The 19,542-nt window shown below is 65.0% G+C and carries 15 protein-coding genes; 14 read left to right on the top strand and 1 reads right to left on the bottom strand.

The window, feature by feature from the left end; translation table 11 throughout:
- The first annotated feature begins 79 nt into the window (after positions 1–79).
- The 14 genes from bioD to ACF8C6_RS14870 all read left to right on the top strand — a co-directional run bounded on the left by bioD (position 80) and on the right by ACF8C6_RS14870 (position 19,074).
- A complete protein-coding gene (gene bioD / locus ACF8C6_RS14935) occupies positions 80–757 on the top strand; it encodes a dethiobiotin synthase (protein WP_392500004.1) in 678 nt (225 codons plus the stop codon).
- 96 nt (positions 758–853) lie between these two features.
- Entirely contained in the window at positions 854–1,150 is a 297-nt protein-coding gene (locus tag ACF8C6_RS14930; RefSeq protein ID WP_392500003.1) for a hypothetical protein, read from the top strand.
- A gap of 45 nt (positions 1,151–1,195) precedes the next feature.
- Positions 1,196–1,951: a putative metalloprotease CJM1_0395 family protein gene (locus ACF8C6_RS14925; protein ID WP_392500002.1), complete on the top strand. Its 756-nt coding sequence runs from the start codon at positions 1,196–1,198 to the stop codon at positions 1,949–1,951.
- A 169-nt stretch (positions 1,952–2,120) separates the two neighbouring features.
- On the top strand, positions 2,121–3,926 hold the full coding sequence (locus ACF8C6_RS14920) for a phenylacyl-CoA dehydrogenase (protein ID WP_392500001.1): 1,806 nt from the start codon (positions 2,121–2,123) through the stop codon (positions 3,924–3,926).
- Between the two features lie 166 nt (positions 3,927–4,092).
- A complete protein-coding gene (locus tag ACF8C6_RS14915; RefSeq protein WP_392500000.1) occupies positions 4,093–5,385 on the top strand; it encodes a diguanylate cyclase in 1,293 nt (430 codons plus the stop codon).
- A gap of 121 nt (positions 5,386–5,506) precedes the next feature.
- Complete coding sequence (locus ACF8C6_RS14910; protein ID WP_392499999.1) at positions 5,507–7,297, top strand: acyl-CoA dehydrogenase C-terminal domain-containing protein; 1,791 nt, start codon at positions 5,507–5,509, stop codon at positions 7,295–7,297.
- 189 nt (positions 7,298–7,486) lie between these two features.
- The gene (locus ACF8C6_RS14905) at positions 7,487–9,265 is read left to right on the top strand and encodes an acyl-CoA dehydrogenase C-terminal domain-containing protein (RefSeq protein WP_392499998.1); all 1,779 of its coding nucleotides are present in this window, start codon (positions 7,487–7,489) and stop codon (positions 9,263–9,265) included.
- Positions 9,266–9,625: 360 nt separating this feature from the next.
- A complete protein-coding gene (locus ACF8C6_RS14900) occupies positions 9,626–13,198 on the top strand; it encodes a DUF2339 domain-containing protein (RefSeq protein ID WP_392499997.1) in 3,573 nt (1,190 codons plus the stop codon).
- A gap of 2 nt (positions 13,199–13,200) precedes the next feature.
- Positions 13,201–14,538, top strand: a complete 1,338-nt coding sequence (locus tag ACF8C6_RS14895; protein WP_392500081.1) for a DUF3999 domain-containing protein — start codon at positions 13,201–13,203, stop codon at positions 14,536–14,538.
- 93 nt (positions 14,539–14,631) lie between these two features.
- Positions 14,632–16,449 carry an autotransporter domain-containing protein gene (locus ACF8C6_RS14890; RefSeq protein WP_392499996.1) on the top strand — a complete coding sequence of 606 codons (1,818 nt, stop codon included), beginning with the start codon at positions 14,632–14,634 and terminating at the stop codon, positions 16,447–16,449.
- Between the two features lie 129 nt (positions 16,450–16,578).
- Positions 16,579–17,589 (top strand): class 1 fructose-bisphosphatase, encoded by a 1,011-nt coding sequence (locus ACF8C6_RS14885; protein WP_392499995.1) that lies wholly within the window; start codon positions 16,579–16,581, stop codon positions 17,587–17,589.
- A 3-nt stretch (positions 17,590–17,592) separates the two neighbouring features.
- Entirely contained in the window at positions 17,593–18,192 is a 600-nt protein-coding gene (locus ACF8C6_RS14880; protein ID WP_392499994.1) for a DUF924 family protein, read from the top strand.
- Between the two features lie 73 nt (positions 18,193–18,265).
- The gene (gene bamE / locus ACF8C6_RS14875) at positions 18,266–18,517 is read left to right on the top strand and encodes an outer membrane protein assembly factor BamE (protein WP_392499993.1); all 252 of its coding nucleotides are present in this window, start codon (positions 18,266–18,268) and stop codon (positions 18,515–18,517) included.
- Entirely contained in the window at positions 18,517–19,074 is a 558-nt protein-coding gene (locus ACF8C6_RS14870) for a lipocalin family protein (RefSeq protein WP_392499992.1), read from the top strand. The genes bamE and ACF8C6_RS14870 overlap by 1 nt, the downstream gene beginning before the upstream one ends.
- A gap of 2 nt (positions 19,075–19,076) precedes the next feature.
- On the opposite strand, the gene ACF8C6_RS14865 is transcribed toward ACF8C6_RS14870, so the two are convergent.
- Positions 19,077–19,502: a hypothetical protein gene (locus tag ACF8C6_RS14865; RefSeq protein WP_392499991.1), complete on the bottom strand. Its 426-nt coding sequence runs from the start codon at positions 19,500–19,502 to the stop codon at positions 19,077–19,079.
- Positions 19,503–19,542 lie beyond the last annotated feature (40 nt).

The raw sequence follows: 19,542 nt of genomic DNA, 5'->3' as shown, positions 1-19,542 counted from the left end.
CGGCCTGTTTCGTCATTGGCACCGGCCCCCTGCGGGTGGTTGCCGCGACGCGCCGGGCGCCGCGAGGAGGAGTTCGTACGTGAGTCAGGCATATTTCGTTACCGGTACCGACACGGAAATCGGCAAGACCACCATCGCCGCCGGGTTGCTGCATGCGGCGCGGCAGGCCGGCCTGAGCACGGCGGCGGCCAAGCCGGTGGCCTCTGGCTGTATGCAGACAGCGGAAGGGCTGCGCAATGATGACGCCCTGGCGCTGCTCGGCGAGTGCTCGCTGCCGCTGACCTATGCTGAGGTCAATCCGTTTGCCTTCGAGCCGGCCATCGCTCCGCACCTGGCGGCGCGTGAAGCGGGTGTGCAACTGGATGTGGCCGGCCTGCTGCCGGCCGTGCGGCACATCGTGGCAAAAGGTGCGGACTTCACCCTGGTCGAGGGCGCCGGTGGCTGGCGCGTACCTTTGGCGGGGCAAGAAAGCCTCTCCGACCTGGCCCGCGCCCTCGGCCTGCCGGTGATCCTGGTAGTCGGCGTGCGGCTGGGCTGCATCAACCACGCCGTGCTGACGGCTGAGGCGATTCGCCGTGACGGGTTACACCTGGCAGGTTGGGTGGCCAATATCGTTGATCCGCAGACCTCACGCCTGCAGGACAATCTGGTGACTTTGGCCGAACGGCTGAACGCCCCATGCCTGGGCCAGGTGCCACACCTGGAGGTGCCGGCCCCGGCGGCCATCGCCACTCACCTTCGACTGCCTGAGTTATAAGCCAGCAGTCGTTCATTGCGCTTTTGCTGTACGTTTTTTGAGCGTTTTCTGCTTCAATTGCTGGCAAGAGTCTGTCCCCGTCAGGGAGTCATCAGTATGGAAATCTCCGGTAACGCCTTCAGCGCAGGTCTCAGCGGCATTCAGGCCGGGCAGCGTCGCGTCGAACAGGCCGCCGGCGAAATCGCCAGCAGTGCCGTTACCGCGCCGCCCGCCAATCAGACCCAGGGACCAGAACAGGTCAATCCTGGTCGCGAAAGCCAGGCCAATGGCTCGGCCGACCTGGCCGAAAGCCTGGTCGGGCTCACCCAGGGGCGTAATGAAGTACAGGCCAGCGCACGTGTGGTGGAGACTGCCGACGAAGTGCTGGGTACCCTGATCGATACTCGCGCCTGAGCGGAGTAACCCGAGGGCTCGCCCTGCCGGGCGAGGAGGAGTTTCATGCTGATCGGCAGCGCCACGTCCTATGTTGCGCCTTTGCCGTTGCCCCAGGCGGCCCGCCCCGTTTCGTCCAGCCTTTCGTTGCCCTCTTCTGGTGAACAGCCGCTTTCGATCAGTCAGCCGGCCGAGTCCGACGAGTCGACTGCACTGCGCGAGGAGCCAGCCCGCGCCTCATCCGCGCAGCCGGATGGAGAGAAGCCGCCCCCCCGTGAAGCCCAGCAGCAGCGTCAGGAACAGCTGGAAATCGCTGAACTCGTCAGCCGCGACCGCGAAGTCCGTGCCCACGAACAGGCTCACGCCGCCGTAGGCGGCAGCTACGCTGGTGCGCCGACCTACAGTTTCAAGACGGGCCCCGATGGTCGGCGCTATGCCGTCGGCGGCGAGGTGAGCATCGATACCAGCCCGATCCCCAACGACCCGGAAGCGACCCTGCGCAAGATGGAGGTAGTGATCCGTGCCGCCTTGGCTCCGGCCGAGCCGTCGGCGCAGGATCGGCGGGTCGCCGCGCAGGCCAGTGTGCAGGCGGCAGAGGCGAGGGTCGAGCTTGCCCAGCTGCAGCGCGAAGAGCAGGTCGCTGCCGCCGAGGAGCGCGCCGCCCAACGTGCTGAACGCGAGGCGGAGGAGGAGAAAGCGGACAAGACCGCCACCGATTCGGCCGCCTCGCAGCAAGGGCTGCCTGAGCCACCTAGACTGGATTTGTATCTGCGTCTTGCCCAGTTGCAGAACCCCGAGCCTGTGGTCGATCTGTCCGTCTAAAGAGTGACGGGCGGATGCTTGACAAGGGTAGGGCGTAAACGTATGTTTCAAACGCCTGTTTGAGTGCCGGGCCGGTAAGTGCCTGCCGGGCGCCGGGAGAAATCCCGCGAACGACCGCTCCAGACGGTCACCCTAAACACTAAGGAATCCACCGTAGAGGTTTACCGCTATGCCTGAGTACAAGGCCCCCTTGCGTGATATCCGCTTCGTTCGCGACGAACTGCTCGGCTACGAAGCGCACTATCAGAGCCTGCCGGCTTGCCAAGATGCTACCCCGGACATGGTCAACGCCATCCTCGAAGAAGGCGCCAAGTTCTGTGAGCAAGTCATCGCTCCGCTGAACCGTGTGGGTGACACCGAGGGCTGTACCTGGACTCCGGAAGGCGTGAAGACTCCGACCGGCTTCAAGGAAGCCTACCAGCAGTTCGTCGAAGGCGGCTGGCCGAGCCTGGCCCATGACGTCGAGCACGGCGGTCAGGGTCTGCCGGAATCCCTCGGTCTGGCCATCAGCGAAATGGTTGGCGAAGCCAACTGGTCCTGGGGTATGTACCCGGGCCTGTCCCACGGCGCCATGAACACCATCTCCGAGCACGGCACCGACGAGCAGAAGCACACCTACCTGACCAAGCTGGTATCCGGCGAGTGGACCGGCACCATGTGCCTGACCGAGCCGCATTGCGGTACCGACCTGGGCATGCTGCGCACCAAGGCCGAGCCGCAGGCTGACGGCTCGTACAAAGTGTCCGGCACCAAGATCTTCATCTCCGCTGGTGAGCACGACATGTCGGGCAACATTGTCCACATCGTGCTGGCCCGCCTGCCCGACGCCCCGCAGGGCACCAAGGGTATCTCCCTGTTCATCGTGCCGAAGTTCCTGCCGAACGCCGATGGTTCCGCCGGTGAGCGCAACAGCGTTTCCTGCGGCTCGATCGAGCACAAGATGGGCATCCACGGCAACGCCACCTGCGTGATGAACTTCGACGGCGCCACTGGCTACCTGATCGGCCCGGCCAACAAGGGCCTGAACTGCATGTTCACCTTCATGAACACTGCGCGTCTGGGTACCGCTCTGCAGGGCCTGGCCCACGCCGAAATCGGTTTCCAGGGCGGCCTGAAGTACGCTCGCGAGCGTCTGCAGATGCGTTCCCTGACTGGCCCGAAAGCGCCGGACAAGGCCGCCGACCCGATCATCGTCCACCCGGATGTGCGTCGTATGCTGCTGACCATGAAGGCCTTCGCCGAAGGCAACCGCGCCATGGTCTACTTCGCCGCCAAGCAGGTTGACCTGGTCAAGTACAGCCAGGACGAAGAGCAGAAGAAGGCCGCTGACGAGCTGCTGGCTTTCCTGACTCCGATCGCCAAGGCCTTCATGACCGAAGTCGGTTTCGAAGCTTCCTCCCACGGCATGCAGATCTACGGCGGCCACGGCTTCATCGCCGAGTGGGGCATGGAGCAGAACATGCGCGACTGCCGTATCTCGATGATGTACGAAGGCACCACCGGCGTTCAGGCCCTCGACCTGCTGGGTCGTAAGGTCCTGATGACCCAGGGTGGCGCGCTGAAGAACTTCACCAAGATCGTGCACAAGTTCTGCCAGGCCAACGAAGGCAACGAAGCCATCAAGGGCCTCGTTGCACCGCTGGCGCAGCTGAACAAGGAGTGGGGCGACATCACCATGAAGATCGGCATGGCTGCGATGAAAGATCGCGAAGAAGTCGGCGCCGCTTCCGTGGACTACCTGATGTACTCCGGTTACGCCTGCCTGGCCTACTTCTGGGCCGACATGGCGCGCCTGGCTGCCGAGAAACTGGCTGCCGGTACCGACGACGAGGCGTTCTACAAGGCCAAGCTGCAGACCGCGCGCTTCTACTTCCAGCGCATCCTGCCGCGTACCCGTGCCCACGTCGAAGCCATGCTGTCCGGCGCCAACAACCTGATGGAAATGGACGAAGAGCACTTCGCTCTGGGCTACTAAGTCCGGTCCGACCTCAGGTCAGAAAACCGCAGCCCTCGCGCTGCGGTTTTTTTTGCCTTGGGGAAACGTTTCGTCGCCTGCCTGGCAGAAACCGGCGGCAAGGTAGATGCCTGCGGCGGCCCGTGCAGGCAAAATGCCGCCTTTCTTGCCGGCTGGAGAATCCGCTGTGCCGCGCTTTACCGCCTACCGCCCCAGTCATTTGCTGACTTCCCTGCCGCTGTTGCTGGCCGGGGTGCTGGTGGCGCGCGTGGATCAGCTCAGCGAGTTCTTCCTGTCGCTGTTCAATGTGCTACCTACGCTGCTGATGCTGCTCGGTGGGGCTTTCTGCGCGGCCTATGGTCGACAGCGTGAGCTGGCGGTGCTGGCGACTATCTACCTGGCCTATTTTCTGCTGGATATCCAGGTCGATCACTTCCGCGAGCAGGGGCGGGTGCGGGCAGATGCGGCGCTGGTTTTTCACCTGAGCTGCCTGCTGCTGCCGCTGCTTTATGGCTTGTTCGGTGCGTGGCGCGAGCGCAGTCACCTGCTGCAGGACCTGCTGGCACGTGCTGCCGTGCTGCTGGCTATCACCGGCACGGCCTGGGCCCTGGCTCGGCGTTTTCCGGAAGCTGTGCAGGCCTGGTTGGTGCACATCCACTGGCCGCTCTGGCATGGCCAGTGGATGAACCTGATTCAGCTCGCCTACCCGCTGTTCCTGATCGCCGGAGTGCTGCTCGCGGTGCAGTACCTGCGGCAGCCCCGCCCTCTGCACATGGCGCTGCTGCTCGGCCTGTTTGGCTTGCTGTGGATGCTGCCCAACACCTTCATCCTGCCCAATGCGCTGCAGGTGATGAGCAGCCTGGTGATGCTGATGCTGGTGGCCGCCGTGGTGCACGAGGCCTATCAGATGGCCTTTCGCGACGAACTCACCGGGTTGCCCGGCCGTCGTGCGCTGAACGATCGGCTGGAGCGCCTGGGGCGCAACTATGTGCTGGCGATGACTGACGTCGACCACTTCAAGAAATTCAACGACACCCACGGCCATGATGTCGGCGATCAGGTGCTGCGCCTGGTGGCCAGCCAACTGCGCAAGGTCGGCGGCGGCGGGCGAGCCTACCGTTATGGCGGCGAGGAGTTCACCCTGGTGTTTCCCGGCAAGAGCATCGAGGACTGCCTGCCCTACCTGGAGGCGGTGCGCCAGGCCATCGAGGCTTACCAGTTGCAACTGCGCGACAAGCAGAGCCGGCCGAAGGATGATCAGCGGGGCCGTAACCGACGCGCTGGTCAGGCGGCGCAGAGCGTTTCGGTGACCATCAGCATCGGTGTGGCGGAGCGCGATGTCGAGCAGCGCACGCCGGCGGAGGTGATCAAGGCCGCTGACCAGGCGCTGTATGCCGCCAAGAGCGCGGGTCGCAATCGGGTTTCTGTCCACGGTCAGCGCCGGCGCGGTGCGGTACGAGTCAAGCCGCAGACCGGCTAGACAGTCGAGTTATGGTCGTGCATTCAGCGCTTGCAGCGTCGTTGTCGGGGCCGCCGGCCGCGCAGTAGCGTGGCAGGATCAGCGCGGCCGTCCCGGCGCGCGCCTCCGTGGAGAGTCTGCAATGCCCGAGTACAAAGCCCCGCTGCGCGACATGCGCTTTCTTGTCGACGAAGTGTTCGACTACGCCTCGACCTACAGCCAGATCGGCGCCAGCGATGCCACTCCGGATATGGTCAGTGCCATCCTCGAAGAGGGGGCGAAGTTCTGCGAGCAGGTATTGGCGCCGCTCAACCGCAGTGGTGACGAAGAAGGCGCGGTCTGGAACGAAGGCGTGGTGACCACGCCCAAGGGCTTCAAGGAAGCCTTTGCCCAGTATGTCGAGGGCGGCTGGAACGGCTTGTCGGCCGATACCAACTATGGCGGCCAGGGCCTGCCGCATTCGCTTGGCCTGATCATCTCGGAGATGGTCGGCTCGGCCAACACTTCCTGGGGCATGTACCCGGGTCTGACCCAGGGCGCTATGTCGGCCATTCATGCCCACGGCAGTGAAGAGCAGAAGCAGACCTACCTGACCCGACTCACCGAGGGCACCTGGACCGGCACCATGTGCCTTACCGAGCCGCATTGCGGCACCGACCTGGGCATCATCAAGACCCGCGCCGTACCCCAGGCCGACGGCAGCTATGCGATCTCCGGCACCAAGATCTTCATCTCCGCCGGTGAGCACGACATGAGCCAGAACATCATCCACCTGGTGCTGGCCAAGCTGCCCGATGCGCCGGCCGGCACCAAGGGCATCTCGCTGTTCATCGTGCCCAAGTTCAACGTCAACGCCGATGGTTCGCTGGGCGAGCGCAACGGCGTGAGTTGCGGCTCGATCGAGCACAAGATGGGCATCAAGGCCTCGGCCACCTGCGTGATGAACTTCGACGAGGCCAAGGGCTTCCTGATTGGCGAGGCCAACAAGGGTCTCAACTGCATGTTCACCATGATGAACCACGCCCGCCTGGGTACCGGCATGCAGGGTCTGTGCAACGGCGAGGCCAGCTACCAGGGCGCCGTGCGCTATGCCCACGACCGCCTGCAGATGCGCGCGCTGACCGGTCCGAAGGCGCCGGACAAGCCGGCCGACCCGATCATCGTGCACCCGGATGTGCGGCGCATGCTGCTGACCATGAAGGCGTTCAACGAGGGCAACCGCGCCCTGGCCTACTTCACCGCGCAGCTGCTCGACCTGAGCCACAGTCCGGACGCCGACGAGGCGGCCGCGGCAGAAAACCTGCTGGGCTTTCTGACCCCAATCTGCAAGGCCTTCATGACTGACACCGGCCTGGAGGTCACCAGCCTGGGCATGCAGGTGTTCGGCGGCCATGGCTACATCCGCGAGTGGGGCATGGAGCAGCTGATGCGCGACTGCCGCATCGCGCCGATCTATGAGGGCACCAACGGCATCCAGGCCCTCGACCTGCTCGGGCGCAAAGTCCTCGGCAGCCAGGGCAAGCTGCTCGCCGGTTTCACCAAGATCGTGCACAAGTTCTGCGAGGCTCAGGCCGAGCATCCGCAACTCAAGGCGCAGATTGCCGAACTGGCCAAGCTCAACCGCCAGTGGGGCGAGCTGACCCAACGAATCGGCATGGCGGCAATGAAGAACCCGGACGAAGTCGGCGCCGCCTCGGTCGACTACCTGATGTACTCGGGCTACGTGGTGCTGGCCTACTTCTGGGCGCGCATGGGCGTGGTCGCCCAGGCACAACTGGAGGCCGGCAGCGCCGATGCCGACTTCTACCAGGCCAAGCTGGCCACCGGCGAGTTCTACTTCCGTCGCCTGCTGCCGCGCGCTGCTGCACACCTGGCCGCGGCCGATGCCGGTAGCGATTGCCTGATGCGCCTGAGCGCCGAACAGTTCTTCTGACAGTCGGTCGATAGCCGCAAAAGGCCCGCCTCGTGCGGGCCTTTTGCGTTAGTCAAGGTGGCTCTTGGGGCGTGAATTATCGGTCATAACGTGAACCTATGTGTCTGAAAAGGTGTTCGGTTAGACTCGATTTCCTGCATCATTCGGCCGCATTTCGGCCGCGTCGTAGCTTCGCTTGAGGATAGTCAGATGGCCGATTACAAAGCTCCCCTGCGCGATATGCGCTTCGTACTCAATGAAGTATTCGAGGTTTCCAAGCTGTGGGCCGAGCTGCCCGGCCTGGCCGAAGTGGTGGATGAAGACACCGCTGCCGCGATTCTCGAGGAAGCCGGCAAGGTCACCGGTGGCGTGATCGCCCCGCTGAACCGCAGCGGCGACGAAGAAGGCTGCTCCTGGACCGACGGTGTGGTGAAAACCCCGGCCGGCTTCCCCGAGGCCTACCAGACCTACGCCGAAGGCGGCTGGGTCGGCGTGGGCGGCGCGCCGGAGTTCGGCGGCATGGGCATGCCCAAGGTGATCGGCGCCCAGGTCGAGGAAATGGTCAACTCGGCCAACCTGTCCTTCGGCCTGTACCCGATGCTGACCGCCGGCGCCTGCCTGTCGATCCTCAACCACGCCAGCGAAGAGCTGAAGGCGCAGTACCTGCCGAACATGTATTCCGGCGTCTGGGCCGGCTCCATGTGCCTGACCGAGCCGCATGCCGGTACCGACCTGGGCATCATCCGCACCAAGGCCGAACCGCAGGCCGACGGCAGCTACAAGATCACCGGCACCAAGATCTTCATCACCGGCGGCGAGCACGACCTGACCGAAAACATCGTCCACCTGGTGCTGGCCAAGCTGCCGGACGCCCCGGCCGGCCCGAAAGGCATTTCGCTGTTCCTGGTGCCTAAGGTCATGGTCAATGCCGACGGTTCGCTGGGCGAGAAGAACTCGCTGTCCTGTGGCTCGATCGAGCACAAGATGGGCATCAAGGCTTCCGCCACCTGCGTAATGAACTTCGACGGCGCCACCGGCTGGATCGTCGACGAGCCGAACAAGGGCCTCAACGCCATGTTCACCATGATGAACTACGAGCGCCTGGGCGTGGGCATCCAGGGCCTGGCCCTGGGCGAGCGTTCCTACCAGAGCGCCATCGAGTACGCCCGTGACCGTATCCAGAGCCGCGCGCCGACCGGCCCGGTGAACAAGGACAAGGCTGCCGACCCGATCATCGTGCATCCGGACGTGCGTCGCATGCTGCTGACCATGAAGGCGCTGAACGAGGGCGGTCGCGCCTTCTCCAGCTATGTCGCCATGCAGCTGGACACCGCCAAGTACAGTGAAGACAAGGACACCCGCAAGCGTGCGGAAGAGCTGGTTGCCCTGCTGACCCCGGTAGCCAAGGCCTTCCTCACCGACATGGGCCTGGAAACCACCGTGCATGGCCAGCAGATCTTCGGCGGCCACGGTTTCGTCCGTGAGTGGGGCCAGGAGCAGCTGATCCGCGACTGCCGCATCACCCAGATCTACGAAGGCACCAACGGCATCCAGTCGCTGGACCTGATGGGTCGCAAGATCGTCGGCAGCGGTGGCAGCTTCTACAAGCACTTCAGTGACGAAGTGAAGGCCTTCATCGGCAGCGCCGATGCCAGCCTGGCCGAGTTCACTCAGCCGCTGAAAGCCGCCATCGCCAACCTCGACGAGCTGACTGCCTGGGTCATCGAGCAGGCCAAGGCCAATCCGAACGAAATCGGCGCCGCTTCGGTCGAGTACCTGCAGGTATTTGGTTACACCGCCTATGCCTACATGTGGGCACTGATGGCCCGCACCGCACTGGCCAAGCAGGGCGACGACGAGTTCTACGTGAGCAAGCTGGGCACCGCGCGTTTCTTCTTCGCCCGCCTGCTGCCGCGTACCCAGTCGCTGACCGCTTCGGTCAAGGCCGGTAGCGAGTCGCTGTATCTGCTGGACGCCGCTCAGTTCTGAGCCTGAGCCGCAAGTGAAAAAGCCCCGCCTCGGCGGGGCTTTTTCGTTCCTGCTGAAGGCTTTTGTGGGAGCGGCTTCAGCCGCGATAGTCCAGCCACTCGAAGCAGCATGATCCCTATTCGCCGGCACGCGCTCACTGTAGGAGGGGCCTTGGCCGCGACGGGAGCCCTTGCCCTGTCTGTGTCGCGGCCAAGGCCCCTCCTACGCAACGGCGATATGCGCCAATGCCTAGCCGGCTATGTATTGTGTCTGTGCGCCAGTTGGCCTACGTCTCTGTGTGGTGAGCAGGGCGCGTCGATATACTCGTCGCGCCCCGCACCGTTCGCGGGCTTCGCCGTTATGGCTCAGGGATAACAACGCATGCAATGGATCTTCATGCTGGTCGGCCTGGTGCTCGGTGCGCTGGCCGGGGAATCGGTGACTTCCGCCCTGCTGGGTGGCCTGATCGGCCTGGGCTTTGGCCAGGCGCTGCGCCTGCAGCAACTCGGAGCCGACAACACGCGCCTGCGCAAGGAACTGCAGGACTTCGCCGAGCGCTTCGAGCGTGGTACCACCGCGGTGGTCGAGCGCCTGGTCAAGCTGGAAAGCGGCCAGCCGAGAGCGCCATCTGCAGCGCCCGTCGAGGAAGTGGCCGCAACAGAGCCTGAGCCCGTGTCGACACCGGTCGCAGATGTGGCCGACGAACTGCTCTGGGAGCTGCCGGAGTTGCCTGTGCAGGCCGCGGAACCCTCGGCCGAACCCCAGCGACCAATCCCCGCCGCTGCCCGCGAAATACCGGTCAGCCAGCCGCACGCAAGCGAGCCGCTGCGCCCGGCACCACCCCGTGAACCCTCGCTCATCGAGCGCGGCATCGCCCTGGCCAGGGCCTGGCTGCTGGGCGGCAATACGGTGCTGCGCGTTGGTGTGGTGCTGCTGTTCCTCGGCCTGGCCTTCCTTCTGCGCTACGCCACCGAAGGCATGGTGGTGCCGGTGGAGTTGCGCTACGCCGGGGTGGCGGCCAGTGCCATTGCGTTGCTGGGGCTGGGCTGGTGGCTACGCAGGCGTAACGAGAACTATGGCCTGATGCTGCAGGGCACCGGTATCGCCGTGCTGTACCTGACGGTGTTCGCCGCGATGCGCCTGCATCCGCTGCTCGATCCGCAAATGGCCCTTGGCTTGCTGGTTCTGGTCACCGCCTTCTCGGCCATTCTCGCGGTGGCGCAGAACGCCCTGGGCCTGGCGGTGGCGGCCGCGCTCGGCGGCTTCGTCGCGCCGATCCTCACCTCCACCGGCAGCGGCAATCATGTGGCGCTGTTCAGCTACTTCATCCTGCTCAACGCCGGCATCCTCGCCATCGCCTGGTTCAAGGCCTGGCGCCTGCTCAACCTGGTCGGTTTCGTCGGCACCTTCGGCATCGGCCTGGCCTGGGGGCTGCGCGCCTACACACCGGAGCTGCTGTGGAGCACCGAGCCGTTCCTGATTGTGTTTTTCCTGATGTACGTGGCCATCGGCCTGCTGTTCGCCCGGCGCAAGCTGCGCGAGGCCGAGGGCGCCCCTGAGCAGCGTGACGAGCTGCTGCGCTGGGCTCGCGGGCGCGCCGACTATGTCGACGGCACCGTACTGTTCGGCCCGCCGCTGGTGGGTTTCGGCCTGCAGTACGCCATCGTCCAGCACCTCGAACTGGCGGCCGCCTTCAGCGCCCTGGCCCTCGGCCTGTTCTACCTGGGGCTGGCCCGCCTGCTACGTGGGCGCAATGTGCTGTTGTTGATGGAAACCTGCCTGGCGCTGGGCGTGGTGTTCGGCACCCTGGCCATTCCGCTGGGCCTGGATGCGCGTTGGACCTCGGCCGCTTGGGCGGTGGAGGGCGCCGGTATCTACTGGCTGGGCCTGCGCCAGGGGCGGCCGCTGGCCAGGGTTTTCGCCCTGTTGCTGCAGGCTGGCGCGGCGCTGGCCTTCCTTGGTCAGCTCGACCTTGGCTACGACAACTTGCTGGATGGCGCCCCGCTGGGTGCACTGATGCTCGGTGCGGCGCTGCTGTTCAGCTTCTGGCGCCTACGCCAGGCACCGATCGAGGCAACGCGTGCCTGGGAACGGCGCGCGCTGCCGGTGCTGGCGGTGGCGGGCTTGCTGTTCCTCTATCTGATCGCGCCGCTGTGCCTGGGTGCCGAGGGTACGGCCATCGCTTGGGCGTTGGCTGGTCTGGCCACGTTGTTCGCCGGGCTGCGTTTGCAGGCGCGCAGCTTCCTGTTCAGCGCTTTTGCCGTGCAGCTGCTGGGCGGCGTGGTGTTCCTCACCCAGTTGCGCGGTAGCGGGCTGGACGAGGGGGGCGTGCTCGGTTCCGGTTGGCGCGGTCTGCTGGTCTGCTCGCTGATCGGTCTGGCGCTGGTGGCCGGCATGCTGATTGCCGCACGCGACAAACGGGTCAGCGAGGATCGCCGGCTCATGCGCGGCCTGTCGTTGGTGCTGCTGGTGGGGCTGCTGTTCGTCAACCTGGCGGTGCTGTTCGTGCTGCCCTGGCACAGCGCGGCGGCGGTGTGGGCTGGTACGGGCCTGCTGATCATCTGGCTCAGTCTGCGTCTGCAGCTGCGCGCCAGCTTTCTATTTGGCCTTGTGCTGCAGGTGGTTGGCGGTATCGCCTTCCTCGCCGCCAGCCCGCTGCTGCTTGGGCATTTGCCGAGCGAGGGGGTGCGCCCGCTGGCCCATGCCGGATTCTGGGCGCCACTGGTGCTGGCGCTGGCCGCCCAGGTCGGTGCCTGGCGCCTGCGCCACGTCGTGGTGCATCAGCAGGCCGGCGAGCTGGGCAGCCTGAGCCTGCAGCGTCTATCTCAGGTGTTACTGGCCTGGGGCGCCGGCTGGTGGGTGCTGGCCCTGGCCAGCGAGGTGCTGCGTTTCGTCGAGGTCATGCTGCAGGGCGCTGCGCTGCTGGCGCTGGCGGCACTCAGCGTGGCGCTGTGGAGCTGGCTGGCCGGACGTCTGCGCTGGCGTTCTCTGGCCTTGCTCTGCACGCTGCTGGTGCCGGCGGGCATGGTGATCCTGCTGCGCCTGGGCGCGCGCGATTACCACCCGGCGGCCGCTTTCGGCTGGCTGGGCTGGGGCCTGCTGTTCGCCGTGCACCTGTGGTCGCTCAAGCGCCTGGCCGCGCTGTTGCCGGCCGGTGCGCGCAGCGCCGCCCATGTGCTCGGCTGCTGGCTGATCCTTGGCGTGTTGGCGCTGGAGCTGCGTTACGGGCTGATGCTGCTGGCCGAGCACTACAACGCCTGGCGCTGGCTGGGCTGGGCCGTGCTGCCGAGTGCCTTCCTCCTGGCCATGGCCGCGCCGCGTGCCTGGCCCTGGCCGGTGGCGGCCTACCCGCGCGAGTACCGGGTGCTGGCCGCTGCGCCACTGGTGCTGCTGATGCTCGGCTGGCTGTGGCTGGCCAATATCGCCAGCGATGGCAGCGCCGACCCGCTGCCGTACCTGCCGCTGCTCAATCCGCTGGAGCTGGGCATGCTGCTGGTGCTGCTGGCGATCTATGCCTGGCTGCGTAGCGGCCTGCCGCAGCTGGGGCTGGCGGCGCACGGCGAGCGCATCGCGCAGATCATCGCCGGCGCCTCGCTGTTCGCCGTGCTCACGGCAGCGGTGTTCCGCGCCGCCCATCACTGGGGTGGGGTGCCCTACGAGCTGGATGTGCTGCTCGACTCCATGCTGGTGCAGGCCGGGCTGTCCATCGTCTGGACCCTGATCGCCCTGCCGCTGATGATCCTCGGCTACCTGCGCGGCCGCCGCGAGCTGTGGCTGCTGGGCGCGGCGCTGATCGCCGTGGTGGTGGCCAAGCTGTTCTTCGTCGAACTGGGCAACCGTGGTGGCCTGGAACGCATCATTTCCTTTATCGGTGTCGGCGTGTTGCTGCTGGTGGTCGGCTACTTCGCACCCCTGCCGCCCCGCAAAGCCGAATCTGCCGAGGTGAGCCCGTGAACATGAAGTCCTTTCTCTGCCTGTTTGCTCTGCTGGCTGCGCCCTGGGCGCAGGCGGACTATTCGACCCAGGTGCCGCTGACGCTGGAGGGCGAGGGTCCCTGGTATCGCCTGGAGGTGCCGCTCGCCCTGCAGCTGGCCGCCAGTCACGCCGATCTACGCGACCTGCGGGTGCTCAACGCCGAAGGTGAGGAGCTGGCCTATGCCATGACCCTGGGCAGTGCCCAGCCCGCCGAGCGACGCCAGGAGGCCGCGGTGAAGTGGTTCCCGCTGCGCGGCGCGGCTGACGTCGAAGCTGCCCCTGCCATCCGCGTGCAGCGCAGCACCAGCGGCACCCTGGTGGAGGTGACGCCGGAGCAGGCGGGGCAGGGCGAGCAGATCCTGCGTGGCTGGCTACTCGACGCCAGCGCGTTCGATCAACCCTTGCACCGCCTGCAATTGGACTGGAGCGCCGACGCGGAAGGTTTCCAGCGTTTCACCATCGAGGCCAGCGACGACCTGCAGCATTGGCGGCGCTGGGAGGACGGGCAGATCGCGCGCCTGAGCTTCGCCGCCGAGCGCATCGAGCAGAACGAGGTCGCGCTCCCCGGTGCCAAGGCCCGTTACCTGCGCCTGCTCTGGCAGGCTCCGCAGCAGGCCCCGGCGCTGCTCGCCGCGCGCCTGGTCAGCATCGAGCAACTGCCGCTGGCGCCACCGCTGGCCTGGTCTGCGCCATTGGCACCGACTGCGACCAGGGCCGGCGAGTACCACTGGGAATTGCCGCTGTCGTTGCCGCTGCAGCGCGTGCGCGTTGCCCTGCCAGCGGGCAATGTGCTGGCGCCGGTCAGCCTTGCTTCGCGCGGTGCCGGCAAGCTGGAGTGGCGCGCCCTGGCCAGCGGCCTGCTTTATCGCCTGCCGCAGGATGGCAAGGAAGTGCTGCAGGACGAGATCGAACTGTACGGCGCGCCGGTACAGCAACTGCGCTTGCGTGTGGATGCGCGCGGCGGCGGCCTGGGTGACGCCGCGCCAACGCTACAGGTAGCGGTGCGCGCAACCCAGGTGGTATTCCTTACGCGCGGCGCCGAGCCTTATAGCCTGGCGGTAGGCAACAACTCGGCACGCTCCGCGGCGCTGCCGCTGGGTACTCTGATTCCTGGCTACGAGCCCAAGCGTCTGGCTCGGCTGGGGCGTGCCAGCGCGCCACCAATGCCTGCCGAGGATGCGCGGCAGACGGTCGCAGCTGGCCAGTCGAGCGCTGACTGGAAACGTGTCGGTCTGTGGACTGTATTGCTGGTCGGCGTCGTTCTGCTCGGCGCAATGGCCTTCAGCTTGCTGCGCAAACCTCAGGTCAGTGAACACTAGTTCTCCCGAAGCAAGCGCTTGGTGAATTGCGGCGAGAATCACGCTAAAGTCGGTCGGCGTTACCCGTCCAATAACAATGATAAGGACATTTCGATGAAGCGTTTTCTGACCCCCCTTGCAGCGGCCTGTCTGCTGTCAGGCACTACCCTCGCGTCGCATGCGGAGCCCTATTCTTCCCTTATCGTTTTCGGCGACAGCCTGAGCGATGCCGGCTGGACCACAGATGCCGACGGCGCGCGCCGATTTACCAACCGTGTCGGGCCGACCTATCAGGCCGGCGAAGCCTATGGGCCGGTTGCGCCGATGCTGCTGGGCGCTCAACTGGGGCTAAGCGCCGAAGGGCTTGCCGCAGCCAATGCTGGTGGCAGCAACTGGGCAGTGGGCGGTTACCGCACCGATCAGATCCTCGATTCGGTAAACAACGATTACCTGCCGGGGGCAGGCTTTCGCGCCGACCCTAATGCGCTGTACTACATCACCGGTGGCGGCAATGACTTTCTGCAGGGGCGCATCACCAGCGTGACCACCGCCCAGCAGGCGGCCGGACGTCTGGTCGACAGCGTTGAAACGCTGCGTGCTGCCGGCGCCCGCTACATCATGGTCTGGTTGCTGCCCGACGTGGGCCAGACGCCGGCACTGTCCGGCACTGGGTTGGGCACCGCTGCCTCTCAGCTGGGCAGCGAATTCAATGATGAGCTGGTTCGCCAATTGGCCACCGTCAATGCCGAGATCATTCCGCTCAACGTGCCGCTGATGCTCTCCGAAGTACTGGCCAACCCCGCTCAGTACGGCCTGTCGGCTGATCAGGACCTGATCGGCACCTGTTTTGATGGCTGCTCCAGCCCGAATGCCGTCTACGGCATCAACGGCACCAATCCTGACCCGACTAAGCTGCTGTTCAACGACGGCGTGCACCCGACTATCGCCGGTCAAACCCTGATCGCCGACTATGCCTATTCGCTGCTGGCCGCGCCCTGGGAGGCTAGTCTGTTGCCTGAGATGGCGCATGGCACCCTGCGCGCCCACCAGGATCAACTGCGCGCCCAGTGGCAGGCGGACTGGGAAGCCTGGCAAACGGTTGGCCAGTGGCGGGCCTTCGTCAATGGCGGCGGCCAGCGCCAGAGCTATGACCTGTATGAGACCGATGCTGATGGCAACGGCTACAGTCTCAACTTCGGTGGTAGCTATCGTCTCGACGACGCCTGGCGTATCGGCCTGGCGGCAGGCTTCTACGAGCAGAGCCTGGAGGCCGGCGAGGCGGATTCCGACTACGATCTGCGCAGCTATCTGGGTACCGCCTTCGCCCAGTATCAGCAGAACCGCTGGTGGGGCGAGTTGGCGGCCAGCGTCGGCTATCTGGACTATCACGATCTCAAGCGCAAGTTCGACCTGGGGCCTGCAACGCGTAGCGAGAAGGCGGATACCGATGGCGACCTGTGGAGCCTGAGTGGCCGTATCGGCTACGACATCGCCCAGAGCCCGGACAGCCAGTGGCACTTGAGCCCCTTCCTCAGCGCCGACTACGCGCGGGTCAACGTGGATGGCTACGCGGAAGACGGCGACAGTTCCAGCGCGCTGAATTACGACGATCAGGAGCGTACGTCGCGGCGCCTCGGCATTGGTATGCAGGGCCTGTTCGACCTCAGCCAGCAGACTCGCCTGTTCGGTGAAGTGGCCATGGAGCGCGAGTACGAGGATGACGCTGCCGAGATCGACATGTCGCAACGCAGCCTGCCGACCCTCGGCTATACCCTGGATGGCTACACGCCGGATGACAAGACCTGGCGCGCCAGCGTTGGTGTCAGTCACCAACTGGCACCGGGTATGGCGCTGCGCGGCAGCTATACCTACCGCAACGCCGATGACAGTGACCAGCAAGGGATCAACCTGGCCTTAAGCTGGGATCTTTGAGTCGCACAAGGCCCCTTCGGGGGCCTTGTCGTTTGTGGCTCTAATGCTCTTGGGACAAGGGGATGAGACGCGGCAGTCACTGAGCGGTTAAACTGCGCGCGATTTTACTTTCCTCCCCGGAGCCTCTCCATGTCCCGCGTAACCCTCAGCCGCTACCTGATCGAACAGACCCGCAGTCATAACACCCCGGCCGACCTGCGCTTTCTCATCGAAGTGGTCGCGCGGGCCTGCAAGGAAATCAGCCATGCAGTCTCCAAGGGCGCCCTCGGCGGCGTGCTCGGCAGCATGGGCACCGAGAACGTGCAGGGCGAGGTGCAGAAAAAGCTCGATGTGATCTCCAACGAGATCCTGCTCGAGGCCAACGAGTGGGGCGGCCACCTGGCCGGCATGGCCTCCGAGGAAATGGACAACGCCTACCAGATTCCCGGCAAGTACCCGAAAGGCGCGTATCTACTGGTGTTCGACCCGCTGGACGGCTCCAGCAACATCGACGTCAACGTCTCGGTCGGCACCATCTTCTCCGTATTGCGCTGCCCGGATGCGTATCTGAGCCAGAACGACAGCCTCAACGAGCAGGCCTTCCTGCAGCCGGGTACCCAGCAGGTCGCCGCTGGCTACGCCATCTACGGGCCGCAGACCATGCTGATGCTGACCCTGGGCGATGGCGTCATGGGCTTCACCCTGGATCGCGAGATGGGTAGTTTCGTGCTCACTCACGACAATATTCGTGTACCGGAAAGCACCGCCGAGTTCGCCATCAACATGTCCAACCAGCGCCACTGGGAAGCCCCGGTCAAGCGTTACGTGGAAGAGTTGCTGGCCGGCAAGGAAGGCTCGCTGGGCAAGAACTACAACATGCGCTGGATCGCCTCGATGGTGGCCGATGTGCACCGTATCCTCACCCGCGGCGGCCTGTTCATGTACCCGCGCGATGCGCGCGAGCCGGAAAAGCCGGGCAAGCTGCGCCTGATGTACGAGGCCAACCCGATGTCGATGCTGATCGAGCAGGCCGGTGGCGCCGCCACCAACGGCACCCAGCGCATTCTCGACATTCAGCCGGAATCCCTGCACCAGCGCGTGGCGGTGTTCCTCGGCTCGAAGGAAGAAGTCGAGCGTGTCACCGGCTACCACCAGGGCTGAGTGATGAGCGCCTGGCAACCGCTGCTGGACTGGTGGTTTGGCTCTGCCAGGAGTGCTAGCGAAGTGGCCGACCAGCGCAGTGGCTTGTGGTTCGGCTACCGCGCCGAGCAGGATAGCGAGGCGCGCGAACGCTTCGGCGAGCTATGTGAGCAGGCCTTGGCCGGTGGGCTGCAGGACTGGTGCGCGGAAGCGGACGGCTGGCTGGCGCTGATCCTGTTGCTGGACCAGTTGCCGCGCATGATCCATCGCGGCACGGCGCGGGCCTTTGCCGGCGATGCACGTGCGCAGGCGCTGGTCGCCCAAGGCCTCGAACGGGGACGGGAGCGACAGCTGCCAGCCATTCGCCAGGTGTTTGTCTATCTGGTGCTGGAGCATGCCGAGGAACTGGCTGCTCAGGATCTTGCCGTAGAGCGTTTCGAACAGTTGCTGCAAGGGTGTGCCGAGGGCGAGCGGCAGCTGTTCGCCGGTTATCTGGACTACGCTGAGCGGCACCGCCAAGTGATCCTGCGCTTCGGTCGCTTTCCGCATCGCAACGAAATGCTTGGCAGAAGCTCCAATGCCCAGGAGCAGGCTTTTCTGCAGCAACCGGGCTCACGCTTCTGAACGCTGCGAGGCGCATTCATCTGCGCTCTGTGCCAAGCTCTCAGGGTTTTTCACGTATCTACGGAGTCGTCTTATGCTGCGCAAATGTGTTGTGCTCACTGCCTGTGTCCTGCTTGCTGCCTGCAGCAAGATCAATCAGGAAAACTACTCCAAGCTCAAGGCCGGGATGACCAAGGCTGAAGTCGAGAAGCTGCTCGGCAGCCCCGCCGAATGCTCAGGCGCCGTGGGCCTCACCAGCTGTACCTGGGGTGATGACAAGACTGTCATTAGCGTTCAGTACGCCGGTGACAAGGTGATGATGTTCTCCGGCCAGGGGCTGAAGTGATGTTCTGGCGCGGGCTTTCAGTGGCGTTGCTGGCGGTGCTTGCCGGTTGTACCAGTACGCCGGATGCGGCGCCGCCGAAGACGGCGGGGAGCGTCGATCTGCAGCGCTACCAGGGCACTTGGTACGAATTGGCCCGCCTGCCGATGTTCTTCCAGCGCAAGTGCGCCCAGTCCGAGGCGCACTACCAGTTGCGCGAAGACGGCCGGGTTGGCGTGCTCAATCGCTGCCGCACTGCGGAGGGCGAATGGATTGAGGCCTCCGGGGTTGCCGAGGCTCAAGTGGCCGGGCGTACGGACAAGCTGTGGGTGCGCTTCGATAACTGGTTCAGCAATCTCTTTCCGGATGTAGCCAAGGGCGACTACTGGGTGCTGTACCTGGACGATGACTACCGTATGGCGCTGGTCGGCAACCCGAATCGCGAATACCTGTGGCTGCTGGCGCGTACGCCGGATGTCAGCGAGACGCGGCGCCTGCATCTGCTGCAGGAGGCCGAAGCCCGGGGCTACGACACCAGTGCCCTGATCTGGCGTCAGCCTGACCGAGCGATCGGCCAGTAGTCTCACTCCCAGTCGAGGCGGGCGAGTTGCCACTCGCCATCCTCACGCCACCACTCCAGGGAGATGCTGTAGTGCCGTGCGCTGTCCGGTATCAACCCTTCGGCCCCGGTCAGCGCGACTTCGGCACGGGTGTGGCCCTTGCTGCTGTAGGTCGAGTCGACCTCACTGCTCTTGCTGATAGCCAAGATTCGTACCTGTTTGTGGCGCAGGTACATCAGGGTCATGGTGCGTTTGGCCCAGTCGCGGTCGAACTGGCCGTTGGCGCTGAACTGCGGGTGTAGCTGCTCCATCACGTCGCTGATGCGCTTGGCTTCGAGATTGTCCTGCAGGCGTTGTACGGCGGCCTCCAGTTCGGCTTGCGGGTCACTTTTGCTGCAGCCACCCAGCAGTGCAATACAGAGCAGGGCGGTCAGGGCGATTCGAAGCATGCTCAAGCTTCCATTCATGGTTATGATGCCGGGCACGGTC

The organism is Pseudomonas sp. zbq_18, assembly GCF_043102245.1.
Taxonomy (GTDB): Bacteria; Pseudomonadota; Gammaproteobacteria; order Pseudomonadales; family Pseudomonadaceae; genus Aquipseudomonas.
Note: the sequence above shows the minus strand (reverse complement) of the source record. Positions and strands in the feature narration are given on the sequence as shown.